Origin of the sequence: Acinetobacter towneri DSM 14962 = CIP 107472 (genome assembly GCF_000368785.1) — a bacterium.
GTDB lineage: Bacteria > Pseudomonadota > Gammaproteobacteria > Pseudomonadales > Moraxellaceae > Acinetobacter > Acinetobacter towneri.
This window is the reverse complement of sequence record NZ_KB849690.1, coordinates 369,674-382,712: the sequence shown is the minus strand read 5'-3', so window position 1 is coordinate 382,712 and position 13,039 is coordinate 369,674. Positions and strand designations below refer to the sequence as shown.

Annotated in this window: 14 protein-coding genes and 3 tRNA genes; 11 read left to right on the top strand and 6 right to left on the bottom strand. The window is 42.8% G+C overall.

Features of this window, described 5'->3' with window-relative positions:
- Nucleotides 1-39 precede the first annotated feature (39 nt).
- The 6 genes from F947_RS09155 to msrA all read left to right on the top strand — a co-directional run bounded on the left by F947_RS09155 (nucleotide 40) and on the right by msrA (nucleotide 4,299).
- Nucleotides 40-423, top strand: coding sequence for an AzlD domain-containing protein (locus F947_RS09155; protein WP_004974797.1), 384 nt, complete (start codon nucleotides 40-42; stop codon nucleotides 421-423).
- Nucleotides 424-521: 98 nt separating this feature from the next.
- A complete protein-coding gene (gene thyA, locus F947_RS09150; RefSeq protein ID WP_004974795.1) occupies nucleotides 522-1,364 on the top strand; it encodes a thymidylate synthase in 843 nt (280 codons plus the stop codon).
- Between the two features lie 91 nt (nucleotides 1,365-1,455).
- Nucleotides 1,456-1,968 carry a dihydrofolate reductase gene (locus F947_RS09145; RefSeq protein WP_004974792.1) on the top strand — a complete coding sequence of 171 codons (513 nt, stop codon included), beginning with the start codon at nucleotides 1,456-1,458 and terminating at the stop codon, nucleotides 1,966-1,968.
- A gap of 70 nt (nucleotides 1,969-2,038) precedes the next feature.
- Nucleotides 2,039-3,094, top strand: a complete 1,056-nt coding sequence (locus F947_RS09140; protein WP_004974789.1) for an Lnb N-terminal periplasmic domain-containing protein — start codon at nucleotides 2,039-2,041, stop codon at nucleotides 3,092-3,094.
- Between the two features lie 153 nt (nucleotides 3,095-3,247).
- On the top strand, nucleotides 3,248-3,715 hold the full coding sequence (locus tag F947_RS09135) for an META domain-containing protein (protein WP_004974787.1): 468 nt from the start codon (nucleotides 3,248-3,250) through the stop codon (nucleotides 3,713-3,715).
- A gap of 62 nt (nucleotides 3,716-3,777) precedes the next feature.
- Complete coding sequence (gene msrA, locus F947_RS09130) at nucleotides 3,778-4,299, top strand: peptide-methionine (S)-S-oxide reductase MsrA (RefSeq protein WP_004974785.1); 522 nt, start codon at nucleotides 3,778-3,780, stop codon at nucleotides 4,297-4,299.
- A gap of 71 nt (nucleotides 4,300-4,370) precedes the next feature.
- Here msrA and F947_RS09125 read toward each other — a convergent pair whose 3' ends face one another.
- From F947_RS09125 to F947_RS09105, 5 genes are all read right to left on the bottom strand, one after another.
- The gene (locus tag F947_RS09125; RefSeq protein WP_004974783.1) at nucleotides 4,371-5,009 is read right to left on the bottom strand and encodes a fumarylacetoacetate hydrolase family protein; all 639 of its coding nucleotides are present in this window, start codon (nucleotides 5,007-5,009) and stop codon (nucleotides 4,371-4,373) included.
- A gap of 40 nt (nucleotides 5,010-5,049) precedes the next feature.
- A complete protein-coding gene (locus tag F947_RS09120) occupies nucleotides 5,050-5,547 on the bottom strand; it encodes a YcxB family protein (RefSeq protein WP_004974781.1) in 498 nt (165 codons plus the stop codon).
- 193 nt (nucleotides 5,548-5,740) lie between these two features.
- Nucleotides 5,741-5,817: transfer RNA gene (locus F947_RS09115), tRNA-Arg, on the bottom strand.
- A 212-nt stretch (nucleotides 5,818-6,029) separates the two neighbouring features.
- Nucleotides 6,030-6,106 (bottom strand) — tRNA-Arg (locus tag F947_RS09110).
- A gap of 15 nt (nucleotides 6,107-6,121) precedes the next feature.
- A tRNA-Ser gene (locus tag F947_RS09105) sits at nucleotides 6,122-6,211 on the bottom strand.
- A 264-nt stretch (nucleotides 6,212-6,475) separates the two neighbouring features.
- Here F947_RS09105 and rnr point away from each other — a divergent pair.
- The 5 genes from rnr (at nucleotide 6,476) to F947_RS09080 (ending at nucleotide 12,818) form a co-directional block, all read left to right on the top strand.
- On the top strand, nucleotides 6,476-8,899 hold the full coding sequence (gene rnr / locus F947_RS09100; RefSeq protein WP_004974779.1) for a ribonuclease R: 2,424 nt from the start codon (nucleotides 6,476-6,478) through the stop codon (nucleotides 8,897-8,899).
- A gap of 202 nt (nucleotides 8,900-9,101) precedes the next feature.
- Nucleotides 9,102-11,141 (top strand): M3 family metallopeptidase, encoded by a 2,040-nt coding sequence (locus F947_RS09095; RefSeq protein WP_004974777.1) that lies wholly within the window; start codon nucleotides 9,102-9,104, stop codon nucleotides 11,139-11,141.
- A gap of 40 nt (nucleotides 11,142-11,181) precedes the next feature.
- Nucleotides 11,182-11,391 carry a YheV family putative zinc ribbon protein gene (locus F947_RS09090; protein WP_171062592.1) on the top strand — a complete coding sequence of 70 codons (210 nt, stop codon included), beginning with the start codon at nucleotides 11,182-11,184 and terminating at the stop codon, nucleotides 11,389-11,391.
- Nucleotides 11,392-11,412: 21 nt separating this feature from the next.
- Nucleotides 11,413-11,823: a hypothetical protein gene (locus F947_RS09085; RefSeq protein WP_004974772.1), complete on the top strand. Its 411-nt coding sequence runs from the start codon at nucleotides 11,413-11,415 to the stop codon at nucleotides 11,821-11,823.
- 101 nt (nucleotides 11,824-11,924) lie between these two features.
- Nucleotides 11,925-12,818, top strand: a complete 894-nt coding sequence (locus F947_RS09080; RefSeq protein WP_004974770.1) for a DMT family transporter — start codon at nucleotides 11,925-11,927, stop codon at nucleotides 12,816-12,818.
- Nucleotides 12,819-12,867: 49 nt separating this feature from the next.
- Here the strand turns inward: F947_RS09080 and F947_RS14355 are convergent.
- Nucleotides 12,868-13,039 (bottom strand): zinc ribbon domain-containing protein (locus tag F947_RS14355; RefSeq protein ID WP_154648286.1); only part of this gene is annotated, 172 nt, incomplete at its 5' end.

The following is a 13,039-nucleotide window of genomic DNA, read 5'->3' as shown; positions in this document are numbered from 1 at the left end:
AAAATTCTAAATGTTCGTTTAAACAATTGAAGACTGCAAATGCTTGAATTTTGGTTTAACCCACAGGTTGCGGTCACAAAGAAAATTGCCCTGCTGATGGTGATCGCGCTGGTCACTGCAGCGGTATACTTCTTAGAACCCTTAAAGCTCGATGCGATTTTAATGTTTCTGGCCACAGGTATTGTTTTTTTAATTTGTCGTTACTGCAAAATTCATTTTACTGCACAACATCCCACAGGTTGGTTGGCACGACTATTGACTTGGATTCCACTGGCGTTGTTACTCGCAATAATTTTCATGCAGATTCAACACGGTGAAATTTTACTGTCGGGCGCTCAAGGCATTGGCTTTACCGCTTTGGCTATTTGCCTGTTTTCGCCGTTGGCTTTACTGCATCAACATCACGCTTCCGACACACAATAAAGTCACAACTTTAAAAACTCTGCTATTATTCTTTCTGATTTACTGGGCATCGAATTGCCCAAACAAAAAATATTTCTTTTGCTTGACCAGAGAACGCTATGCGCCAGTATTTAGACCTACTCCAACATATTCTTGACCATGGTGGCGACAAAGGTGACCGTACCGGAACAGGCACACGTTCAGTGTTTGGGCACCAAATGCGTTTTAACCTTGCACAAGGTTTTCCACTGCTGACTACCAAAAAAGTACATTTCCGTTCTATCGTAATTGAGCTGTTATGGTTTTTAAAAGGCGATACCAACGTCAAATATCTACAAGAACATAAAGTCAGTATTTGGGATGAATGGTCTACCGCAGAACAAACCGCGCGCTTTGGTCGTCCTGAAGGTGAACTTGGCCCAGTGTACGGACATCAATGGCGTAATTTTGGTGCAACACAAAAAGCCGATGGTCTGTATGAGCAAGATGGTTTTGACCAAATTGCATGGTTAATCAATGAAATTAAAACCAATCCAAATTCACGTCGTTTAATCGTGTCAGGCTGGAACCCGAAAGAAGCAGGTCAAGTTGCTTTACCGCCTTGCCATACTTTATTCCAGTTTTTTGTGCACAACGGCAAACTCTCATGCCAGCTATATCAACGCAGTGCCGATGTGTTTTTAGGCGTGCCTTTTAATATTGCCAGCTATGCTTTACTAACCCACATGATCGCGCAAGTCTGTGATTTAGAAGTCGGAGATTTTGTCTGGACAGGTGGCGATACGCATTTATATGCCAACCACTTTGAACAGGCACAGTTACAGCTAAGCCGTGAACCACTGGCGTTATGTCAGTTAAAACTCAATCCTGAAATCAAAGATATTTTCGATTTTAAATTTGAAGATATTGAAATTGTAGGCTATGAGTCACATCCTGCAATTAAAGCACCTGTCGCTGTTTAATTGCCTGTTGCTAGATTTATCATCTCAACATTTAAATTGCCCCAACGTCCCCAAAAGATGCTTGGCAGACTAAGAAAATACGAGCCTAATTATGTCATTTCAAAATTTAGAAGTTGTACACGTAGTCGCTATGGATCAACAACGCTGCATTGGTCAGGGTAACCAATTGCCGTGGCATATTTCGGCAGACTTAAAACACTTCAAAGAAATCACCCAAGGTGGCGTGGTGATTATGGGACGCAAAACCTTGGAGTCGATGGGACGCACCCTGCCTAAACGTGTCAATTGGGTGATTACCCGCGACCCAAACTGGGCATTTGAAGGCACAAAAGTGGCGCATAGCATTGAAGATGCCTTGCAACAAGCCGTTGCCGATGTTCAAGCCTCAGAAAAACCAAACACTTTATTTATTATTGGTGGTGGTGAAATTTTTAGCCAAACTATGCCGATTGCTGACCGTTTGGAACTGACGCATATTGAACTAGATGTTCAGGGAGATGCGCATTATCCTGCCATTCCTGCCGAGTTTAAAAAAGTGGCCTCAGAACAGCATGTCGATGAAAAATCAGGGATTGCCTTTGAGTTTGCCCGCTATCAAAAATAATGCTGACAGCCTTGGCAATATTTGATTATGATGACTTAAACGGAATTTAACTTTGCCTCAGGAATGGCGGATGCTGCATTTCATCTTCAGTTTAGGTGTCGTTCTTTCTTCTATTTGGCTCAGTATGGCCTTGTGGATTCATCAGCCTTTGGGTTGGTTAATGAGCCGTGTGCTGATTGGGACTTGGCTAGCCTTCACCCTCAGCATTTTGGGCATTTATATCACTCAGCATTTGCTCAGTCGCAATCAGGATATTTTGGTTTATCTTTTGGGTTTTACCTTGGGGCTGTTTTGGTATTTTGGGATGGATGCCAAGCAAGACCGTGACTGGAACCCTGAAGTAGCCCGTATGCTGCATTATGAACAAGTACAAGATCAGGTCACGCTGCACAATGTCCGCAATTTTGACTGGCATGCCGATGGTCGCTATACCGAACGTTGGGAAACCCGCCAATTTAACCTGAAACAGATTACGGGGGTGAATATCATCACCTCTTACTGGATGGGGCCAAAAATTGCGCATACCTTAGTCAGTTTTGACTTTGCCGATCAAGCGCCACTCACCTTTTCCATTGAAATTCGCAAAGAAAAACACGAAGAGTTTTCTGCGATTGGTGGCTTCTTTCGGCAATATGAACTCAGCCTTGTCGCTGCCGATGAAAAAGATATCATCTACACCCGCAGCAATATTCGGGGTGAGCAAGTTTATTTTTTCCCGATCCAGCTCAATCCACAAGAAGCACAAGCACTGTTTCAGGAATATCTGCATAAAGCCGATGCTTTAGCCGCCAAAGCGCGTTGGTATAATACGTTGACCAGTAATTGCACCACGCTGCTGTTTGACATGATTCAGGCAGTATCTCAAAAACGTTTCCCTGCCGACTATCGTCTGTTTGCTTCGGGTTATTTACCCAATTATTTATATGATTTGCATGCGCTGGATCATCGTTGGGATATGCAAACTTGGTATCAACGTGCCCACATTAACCCACGTGTGGAAAACTTAAAAGATATCCACAGCCAAGACTTTTCCGCGCTCATTCGACAAGGCGTGCAGCTCGATTCTTCAGCAAACATCAGCACGCCTTATTCGCATCCGACTTATCAGAACAAAGTGCTGCCCTGACCTATTTTGGTCATTTTGCACAGATACAATCAATTCAGAGAAAAAACCACACCATATCTTGGAAAAAGTTGCAGCAAACATACAAATTTAACTAGAGCCACGGCGCATAATTTGTTTAGATAGCAACAATTTCAAAAAATTAGAGATCATTCCATGCTAAAAAAATACTTCGGGATCACCTTATTGGGTGCAATGATTGCTTTATCAGGATGTGAAACTATGCCAACTCAAACGAGTGCAAGCCAAATTAGCGCAATCAATCAAGCCAACTTAGTACAACGTACATGGACTGCTACGCAATTGGGCAACAGCATGTTAAAAACAGAAGCAAACCGCCAAAACTTGCCATATTTAAACTTTGATGCCGCCACACAAACAGTCACAGGTTCAGATAGTTGTAACCGACTCAGCGGTAGTTATGTCGCAGGACGTGACACCCTACAATTGGGGCAATTGGCAACCACGCGAATGGCTTGCTTAAATAACAACAACTTAGATCAGAAATTTCATGAAGCCCTAAATAAAGTGACGCATTATCAGGTCTATGGTAAAACCCTGAAATTGCTAGATCGCCATGGAAATTTACTGATTCAATTTGAAACACCAACGGCTGCACGTTAACGGCTAAGCCTAATAATAGACAGGCTTAAAATGGTTTATTCATAAAATATAAGGACAAAATCATGCAACAAGCATTGTTTGGTGGCGGATGTTTCTGGTGTGTCGAAGCCGTATTTTTACAACTGCAAGGCGTAGAAAAAGTCACCAGCGGTTATGCAGGTGGACATACCTTAAACCCAAGCTATGAAGATATTTGCCGTGGCGACAGCGGACATGCAGAAGTCATTTTGATTGATTTTGATGAGCAGCAGATCAGCTATTCACAATTACTTGAGGTGTTTTTTGCCACACACGACCCAACCACATTAAACCGTCAGGGCAATGATGTCGGCACACAATACCGCTCTGTGATTTATTATTTAGATGCTACACAGCAACAAGCTGCCGCCGAGATGATTGCAGCCTTACAAGCTGAAGGTGTGAATGTTGTGACTGAACTCAGTGCAGCACCTGAATTTTACCCTGCAGAAGACTATCATCAGAATTTCTTTGCCAAAAATCCAAATCAGGGCTACTGCAATTTTTCCATTCCACCGAAACTGAATAAATTACGCAGTAAATTTCAGCATTTACTGAAAGTATAACCATTGGATTTAAAAGCAAGTACAAAACGGTGATACTCATCTTTTGATGACATCACCGTTTACACCACTATTTATTTTACAAAAGTCGTCCAGACAAATGCCTGAGTACGTCCTTGTAAGGTCATCTTCAACTGATCGCCCGACTGTAATGCTGCCACCCCTGCAGGTGTACCAGTCATTACCACATCACCAGGTTCTAAACTAAATACTTGGCTAATATCTGCCAACAATGCCGCAATATCAAAAATCAATAAACTGGTATCGCCTTGCTGACGTAATTCATCATTAATGTCCAAACGATATTGCACGTTTTTCCAGTCCTGAATTTCCGATACATCCACCCAATCTGCCAACACACAAGAACCGTCAAACGCTTTGGCTCGTTCCCACGGCTGTCCTTTTTTCTTAAGTTCATCCTGCAATTCACGCAAAGTTAAATCCAAGCCCAAAGTCACTGCACTTACAGCATCCAATACTTTGGCAGGATCTGTGTTTGCATTTAAAGGCTGGTCAATGCGTAAACTCAATTCACATTCATAGTGACAATTGCCCCAGACCTTATTCCACGTAATCCCATCACTTAAACTGCGTAAACTGCTTGGCGGTTTAATAAATAACACAGGATGATCAGGTACAGCATTACCTAATTCTTTGGCATGGTCTGCATAACTGCGACCGACACAGACAATTTTAGATGGACGTGTACTCATGATCATCCTCAAATAACTCGTAAATTGGGAAAATTAGAACTTACTTTTTAAAAGTATTTTCAAAAACCGTTTGTTCTGCAGGCAGATTAAATGCACGTTTCGGTACAATCACCACTGTACGATTTTTTAATTCCAGCATATAGGTGAGTTTACCCACAGCGAAATTTTGCACCTCGTTATAATGAAATACCTGTTTACGACCATTGGCATACAGCTCGGCATAGTCCTGAAATAAATCAATGCCTTGCTCGCTTTTTCCAAATTGGTATTTTACAAACTGGCGTTTAAACATCATTGGCAAAAACCAATAACGCATTAAAGTTTGCAAGATTAAAAAGAAAGCACCGAGTGCAACATAATAGCGACCTACCCCATCGAAGCCCAAATAAAAGCCCCAAGCAATAATCGCCACACTAATCAACGGTGTAATAAAACGGGTAAATTGTTTTTTACCAAAAGTCACAAGGGCAAAGCCGTCTTGAGATTCTTCTAAATTTAAAAAATAGCGCAAAGACAATGCTGGCTGCGTGTCAGACATAAGCTCATCATCAAGTCATTCAAATTGAGCTAAATCTTACACTAGATTGAGCACTTTCCTTATTTTTTTCGTGTTTATTCGCTCAAAGCCAGACGTAAAACAATGGTCATGCTTTTGACACAGAAATTTCATCATTTTTAGATAGTGTAGATGCAAAAAAACCGCATCAAAAGTGCGGTTTTTTATTTCAAGTTGGTGCGCTCAGAGAGATTCGAACTCCCGACCCCTTAGTTCGTAGCCAAGTGCTCTATCCAGCTGAGCTATGAGCGCGACGACTTGATGGGGTGCATTATACGTGTTTTTTTCTGGCTGTTAAGTATTAATTCATCATTTTGCAATCAAATGCACAGATATTGGACGATTCAAAAGAATTTTAACGTAAAACCATGAGTACGCTATTCTTTTTAATAAACTGATTATTGTTTGAGTTTACTAAATTTCAAGCACAAAAAAACCGCATTTAAGCGGTTGATTGTTCAAGTTGGTGCGCTCAGAGAGATTCGAACTCCCGACCCCTTAGTTCGTAGCCAAGTGCTCTATCCAGCTGAGCTATGAGCGCGACATAAGTAAAGCGTGGCGGTGAGAGAGGGATTCGAACCCTCGATACAGTTACCCGTATGCGTCCTTAGCAGGGACGTGGTTTCAGCCACTCACCCATCTCACCGTAACGTGCCGCCATAATACAAATTAAGTGCTAGCACTGCAAGCTTCGATACCACAATTTTTGCATATTTTTGCTCAATTAAATATTTTTTAAACAATTTTCAGGATTCATCACCAGAATTACGCCTGAACTTTTGGCAATCGCTGCACAAAAACTAGAAACATCGTAAAATAACGACAGAAAACACATTATTGCAATCATTTACGTGCAGTCTTTCCGTACATGACTTATGCTAAACCTATCTTCTGACATGAAGTTTATTCCATGATGAAAAATTGGGTCGATCCTGAAGCGAAAGCTGAAGCCGAACGCTACGAAAATCCTATTCCAAGCCGTACCTTAATCTTAGAAACCATTGAAACCTTGCAAGCGGCACAGTCACATGCAGACTTGGTAGAGCATTTTGCGATTGCCGATCAAAAAAGTATTGATGCCCTGAGCCATCGTTTAATTGCCATGGTACGTGATGGTCAGCTCATGAAAGATGGATTCAAGTTCCAGCTTGCTGCAGAACAACCGACTCATGACGCCACGGTTTACATCAACAGTAAAGGTTTAGGCACAGCCAATATTGCAGGTCATGAAGATATTTTATTGCCTGAACGCGAACTACGTTTGGTGTTTAATGGCGATCAAGTCAAAGTCCGCCAGACTTCGGTAGATCGTAAAGGCAAGGCATGGGGCTTTATTACCGAAGTCACCCAGCGTCGTGTCAAACAAATCATTGGTAAATTGTCAGAATACGATGGTGAATATTTTATTCAGCCTGCCCAGCCAAATAGCCATCAACCCATTACCCTTGAAAAAGAATTAATTGAACATGCCCAAGTTAAATTGGGCGATTCCGTGCGCATTGCCATTGACGACTATCCAACCCGCGAAGAATTTGCCACAGGACATATTATTCAGTCGATGGCAGACAAAGCCGAAACTGAAATTATTATTCCGCAAACCATTTTAGAATTTGGTCTGCCGTATGAATTTCCTGAAGATGTCATTCAAGAAGCCGAAAGCTTTCAAGAACCGACAGCCCAAGACCGTGAAGGACGTGTTGATTTACGCGATTTAGCCTTAGTGACTATTGATGGTGAAGATGCCCGCGACTTTGACGATGCGGTATACGCCGAAAAACGTCCAGGCGGTGGTTACCGTGTCGTAGTCGCAATTGCCGATGTCAGCCATTATGTCCGTACAGGCAAACCGTTGGATGATGAAGCTCAGGAACGTGGGACTTCAGTCTATTTCCCGCATTTTGTATTGCCGATGTTGCCTGAAGCTTTATCGAATGGCTTATGTTCGCTGAATCCGCAGGTTGACCGTTTGTGTATGGTCTGCGATTTAAAACTGTCACGCGCAGGTCGTGTCACAGGTTTTGAATTTTATCCATCGGTCATGCATTCCAAAGCACGTTTAACCTATACTCAAGTGGCACAATATTTTGAGGGTGATAGTGCGGCAATTCCAGAAGATCGGGAGGTGCGCAAATCATTAAATACTCTGTTCCAACTGTATCAAGTGCTGAAAGGTTTACGTGCTGAACGTCATGCCATGGAGTTTGAAACCGTTGAAACCTACATGACCTTTGATGAGTTAGGTGGAATTAAAGAAATTTTGCCGCGCAGCCGTAACGATGCGCATAAACTGATTGAAGAATGTATGTTACTCGCCAACGTCGCAGCAGCAGAATATGCACTCAAACATGATGTGCCGATGCTGTACCGTGTGCATGAACCGCCAGAGTTTTCACGTATTCAAAAAGTCCGTGATTTTGTCAAATTACTTGGGCTACATTTCCCAGAACAACCAACTCAGACCGACTATCAATCGGTGATTGAAGCCACTAAAGATCGTATTGATGCGCCAAGTATTCACGCGGTGTTATTACGTTCCATGATGCAGGCCTATTATGGTGCCAACAATGCAGGACACTTTGGTTTAGCTTACGATGCCTACACGCATTTCACTTCGCCAATCCGTCGCTACCCTGACCTATTGTTACACCGTGCCATTAAAGCGCATTTAAAACAAAAGCCATCTCCACTTTCAGGCGCAGCTTTAGATGATGCAGGCGAACATTATTCTGCAACTGAACGTCGTGCCGATGAAGCCTCGCGCTCTGTCACCACATGGCTAAAATGCCACTATATGCAGCAGCATTTGGGCGAAGAATTTGTAGGCGTAATTTCTGCAGTAGCCGAATTCGGTCTGTTTGTCACTCTCAAAGACCTTTATGTCGATGGCATGATTCATGTCAGCCAGTTGGGCGATGACTTCTTTGTATTTGACCAAGCCAGCCAAAGCCTAATTGGACAAGCACGTGGTCAAAGCTTTAGCTTGGGTGATGAAGTCAAAATTAAAGTCGCGGCTGTCAATTTAGAAGACCGCAAAATTGATTTTGAACTCATGCAACAACTCACCCATGCAGGTCGCGCTATTCGTATGCGCGCACCGCGCGTGGCAAAACCGTTCAGCCGTGAAGCCACCGAAGAAGTTTTTTCTGAGCGTCCAAGCAAGGCGACTTTAAGTGAAAACGGTGAGCAACCTGTGCCGAAGAAAAAACCAAAAAGCAAACCGAGTTCTTACGGTAAAAAAACCTCAGCGAAGTCGGAAATCAAACCGAAAGACAAAGCCAAAAAAAAGACCAAGGTGAAAAAGAAAAAAGCCAATGCCAAGTCTAAATTAGACTAGCATTGACTCTTTTCTAATAACTTCTTTCTAACCATTTCAAAAAGAGCTACGGCTCTTTTTGTTTTTTGGGGATCGTATCAAACAGCCCTATTCTGCCAAATTTATCACCTTGATTAGCTAAATCTGCGCTTATGCCTTGATTTCAGCCCTCAAAAGCCCTACATCTATAAATCATGAAAGAAATTTAGATGGCACTCAAAAAATGAAATTACAGCAAGCAACTTTACCTGTTCCCCAATTTGATCAAATTACACTGGCAGATTTAAAACAAAAAATTGAGCATGCCATTCAGCAGGGACAAAACTTTTTAAATAATCTGACTGCAGTACCTGAAAATACGACGGCGCAATTAAATATTTTAGAACAGATTGATCAGCTCGAAAATAACATGAGCGAAGCATGGGGCGTGCTGTCACATTTAAATGCGGTCATGAATAATCCTGAAACCCGCGAAGTGTATCAAGCGCTGTTACCAAGTTTAAGCGACTACTACACTCAATTGGGTCAGCACACGGTGTTGTATCAAAGCTATCAACATATTCACGACGCCAACACCTTTAAAGATTTGCCTGCTGCACAACAAAGCGCAATTCAACTGGCATTGCGCGACTTTAAACTGTCAGGTGTGGCCTTAGAAGGTGAAGCTAAAAAACGCTATGCTGAAATTTCAGCGCGTTTATCGCAACTGTCATCAGACTTTTCCAATCATGTATTGGATGCCACCCAAGCCTATTACAAAGTATTGTCCGAAGATCAGCTCAAAGGTTTACCGCCAAGCAGCGTTGAATTGCTGAAACAATATGGTCAGCAACGCGAATTGGAACAAGCTGTGGCAACACTGGATATTCCTGCCTATTTAGCCATTATGACCTATGCCGATGATCGTGCTTTGCGCGAAACCTTGTATCAGGCATACACTACTCGCGCGTCCGATCAATCAGCCCAGTCTGAATTTGACAACACCCCGATCATGGAAGAAATCTTGCGTTTACGTCAAGAAATGGCGCAATTGCTCGGTTTTAACAACTATGCAGAATTATCCCTTGCCAGCAAAATGGCACCAAGTGTCGAAGCAGTCGATCAATTCCTGCGTGAACTGGCAGAACATGCTCGTGCACCTGCAGAACAAGAAATTGCCGAACTCAAAGCCATTGCCGCCCAAGATGGGATTGATACCTTACAACCGTGGGATACAGGCTACTATTCTGAAAAATTAAAATTACAGCAATTTAACCTTTCACAAGAAATGTTAAAACCATATTTCCCTGCACCGAAAGTGGTTGAAGGTCTATTTAGCATCGTCAAGCGTTTATACGATGTCGATATTATTGAGCGCGCTGCCCCTGTTTGGCATCCTGATGCACGTTATTTTGAACTTGAAGATCAAGGTCAAGTGATTGGTGGTTTTTACTTTGATCTATATGCCCGTACAGGCAAACGCGGCGGCGCATGGATGAGTGGTTTCCGTTCACGCATGCAATTGGCACAAGGTTTACAAAAACCAATTTGCTATATGGTGTGTAACTTTACCCCACCTGTTGCAGACCAACCCGCGCTTTTAACGCATGATGAAGTCATCACCCTATTCCATGAATTTGGACATGGCTTACATCACATGCTAACTGAAGTAGATAATATTGCTGTGGCAGGTACACATGGTGTCGCTTGGGATGCGGTGGAATTACCAAGCCAATTCATGGAATTTTGGACTTGGGATCAAGATAGTTTAGATATGCTGAGTGCGCATATTGAAACCCAAGACACCCTGCCAGAACACCTGCTTAAAGCACTGTTAGATGCACGTTTCTTCCAGTCGGGAATGCAGAGCCTGCGCCAAATTGAATTTGCCCTGTTCGATTTAAGTATTCATCGCAACAACCCTGCTTTAAATGCGGAACAGATTCAAGCCATGCTAGATGATATTCGTCAAAACTATGCCGTTGCGCCAACTACAGCTTACAACCGCTTCCAGCACAGCTTCAGCCATATTTTCGCAGGCGGCTATGCTGCAGGATATTATTCATACAAATGGGCAGAGGTTTTGGCCAGCGATGCCTTTGATCGCTTTGAAAATGAAGGGCTATTTAACACCGAAACTGGCAAGCAGTTTAGACAGTTTATTCTAGCAGTTGGCGGAAAAGATTCAGCGCTTGACGCATTTATCAATTTCCGCGGACGCGAGCCAAAAATAGACACACTATTACGTCATCAAGGTTGGACGAACATAGTCAAAAACGCTTAAACTAAGAACTTTAGATGAAGTTAGGGGAGTCGTGATGACCATTAAACGTCGTTTCATTGCAGGCGCAAAATGTCCGAAATGTCAGGCGATGGATCGGGTTGTCATGCTCACCGCTGGCGAAGCTGAATGGATCGAATGTATCGAGTGTGATTATACGGAAAACCGTCCAACACATATTGATGAACCTGAAATCCCAGAGGTTTCAGATGAAATTGGGGTGATCCAGTTTAAGCCGCGTCAGTCAAAGTAAAACAATAAGGTTCAACAACGCATGACTGAAGATCAACGACATAACCCTAAGCTTTTATGGGCGATTACGGGTGGGTTAATTATTGTCATTATTGCCGTATTTATCTTTCAATGGATGGGCGATAGCGACAATACTGCGCCTATAGAAACTGCCCCAACTACGGCGTCTGTAGCGAAAGCTGTACCTGCTGAAGCAACGCCATTGCAAGAAGATGAAGCAGCACCAAAACAGTTGGTCACAGAAGATTTACTCAAAGCACCTATATCTGAGAATGCAGCGCTTGCCAAAGAAGAAGTGGCTAAATTAGATGACATTCAAAATCAGCTGAATGATCAACGTGCCTTATTAAAACAGCAACATAACGATGCTGATGAATTGATTAAACTGAAAGAAGAACAAATCAAAATACTGGAAGCCCAACTGGCACAGTAAGCCTCCTCTGCTTCACATCAGTCATTTTAAAATACGATAAAGGGTCAGTGTTGTAGCCAATTTAAGCTAGAATAGCCAGAGGTTATTCTGGCTTTATTTGTATGACATCTTCTGGTTCTGCCCAACAAAATTTGCTCAAAGCAATTATGCTGTTGACCTGCTCTGCCTTTCTGTTTTCACTCATGGGAGTGTGCGTTCGTTACGCATCAGAAACGGTAGATAATGCCACAGTGGTATTTTTCCGTAATTTCATTGGTTTGTTTATTTTTATCCCGCTCATTTTCAATAAAGGCTTGGGCTTTTTTAAAACTGAAAAGTTATGGATGCACACTTGGCGTTCGGTAGTTGGATTAACCGCCATGTATGGTTTTTTCTACGCGATTGCCAATCTAAAACTGTCCAATGCGATGGTCTTCACCTATTCATCGCCTATTTTTATTCCCTTAATTGCATGGCTATTCCTTAAAGAAAAAATCACCAAACCAATGCTATGGGCTGCGTTCATTGGTTTATTTGGCGTGTTATTTGTCGCCAAACCCGATGCAGGTATGTTTAATAGCATGTCCGCAATTGGACTCAGTGCCAGTTTTTTAGCAGCGATGGCTTTTGTCACGGTACGCGCCCTGACTCAAACCGAACCGCCTGAACGCATTGTGTTTTATTTTTGCATGATTGGGACACTCATTTCTGTTGTACCGATGTTCTGGTCATGGCGTCCTTACAACTTAAAAGAATTGAGTTTTTTAATTGGTGCAGGATTGCTGGCCAATATCAGTCAGATCTTTATGTCCAATGCCTACCGTCTTGCCCCTGCTGGGCAAATTGGCCCTGTCAATTACATTGCGATTATTTTTGCAGGGATTTGGGGCTTTAGCTTTTGGCATGAAACGCCAGACTTATTTAGTTTAATTGGCTTTGCCCTAATTTTGCTTGCCATTATTTTGTGCAGTCCACTGTTACAAAAACACCTGAATCATCACTCCCCGCATTCATAATGCTGTTTTTGTATTCCCTACACATCAGCCTCTTGACATCCTCCCCGACCTAAAGGACGGAGATTCCTACTGCTAGACGCTCATGCCCGAGCGCAAGAATATTCAGTGCGGAATTTACATCCCGATCATGGAGCGTACCGCACTCCACACACTGCCACTCTCTTATTCCAAGTCCTGCTCTACCTTCCGGACTACTGGAGCGTGAGCCACAGCACGAACAA

Coding starts and splice junctions, on each gene's coding strand:
- msrA (WP_004974785.1), top strand. CDS start 3,778: ATGCAACAAGCATTGTTTGGTGGCGGATGTTTCTGGTGTGTCGAAGCC.
- F947_RS09125 (WP_004974783.1), bottom strand. CDS start 5,009: ATGAGTACACGTCCATCTAAAATTGTCTGTGTCGGTCGCAGTTATGCA.
- F947_RS09080 (WP_004974770.1), top strand. CDS start 11,925: ATGACATCTTCTGGTTCTGCCCAACAAAATTTGCTCAAAGCAATTATG.
- F947_RS09120 (WP_004974781.1), bottom strand. CDS start 5,547: ATGTCTGACACGCAGCCAGCATTGTCTTTGCGCTATTTTTTAAATTTA.
- F947_RS09140 (WP_004974789.1), top strand. CDS start 2,039: ATGCTGCATTTCATCTTCAGTTTAGGTGTCGTTCTTTCTTCTATTTGG.
- rnr (WP_004974779.1), top strand. CDS start 6,476: ATGATGAAAAATTGGGTCGATCCTGAAGCGAAAGCTGAAGCCGAACGC.
- F947_RS09155 (WP_004974797.1), top strand. CDS start 40: ATGCTTGAATTTTGGTTTAACCCACAGGTTGCGGTCACAAAGAAAATT.
- F947_RS09145 (WP_004974792.1), top strand. CDS start 1,456: ATGTCATTTCAAAATTTAGAAGTTGTACACGTAGTCGCTATGGATCAA.
- F947_RS09135 (WP_004974787.1), top strand. CDS start 3,248: ATGCTAAAAAAATACTTCGGGATCACCTTATTGGGTGCAATGATTGCT.
- F947_RS09095 (WP_004974777.1), top strand. CDS start 9,102: ATGAAATTACAGCAAGCAACTTTACCTGTTCCCCAATTTGATCAAATT.
- F947_RS09085 (WP_004974772.1), top strand. CDS start 11,413: ATGACTGAAGATCAACGACATAACCCTAAGCTTTTATGGGCGATTACG.
- thyA (WP_004974795.1), top strand. CDS start 522: ATGCGCCAGTATTTAGACCTACTCCAACATATTCTTGACCATGGTGGC.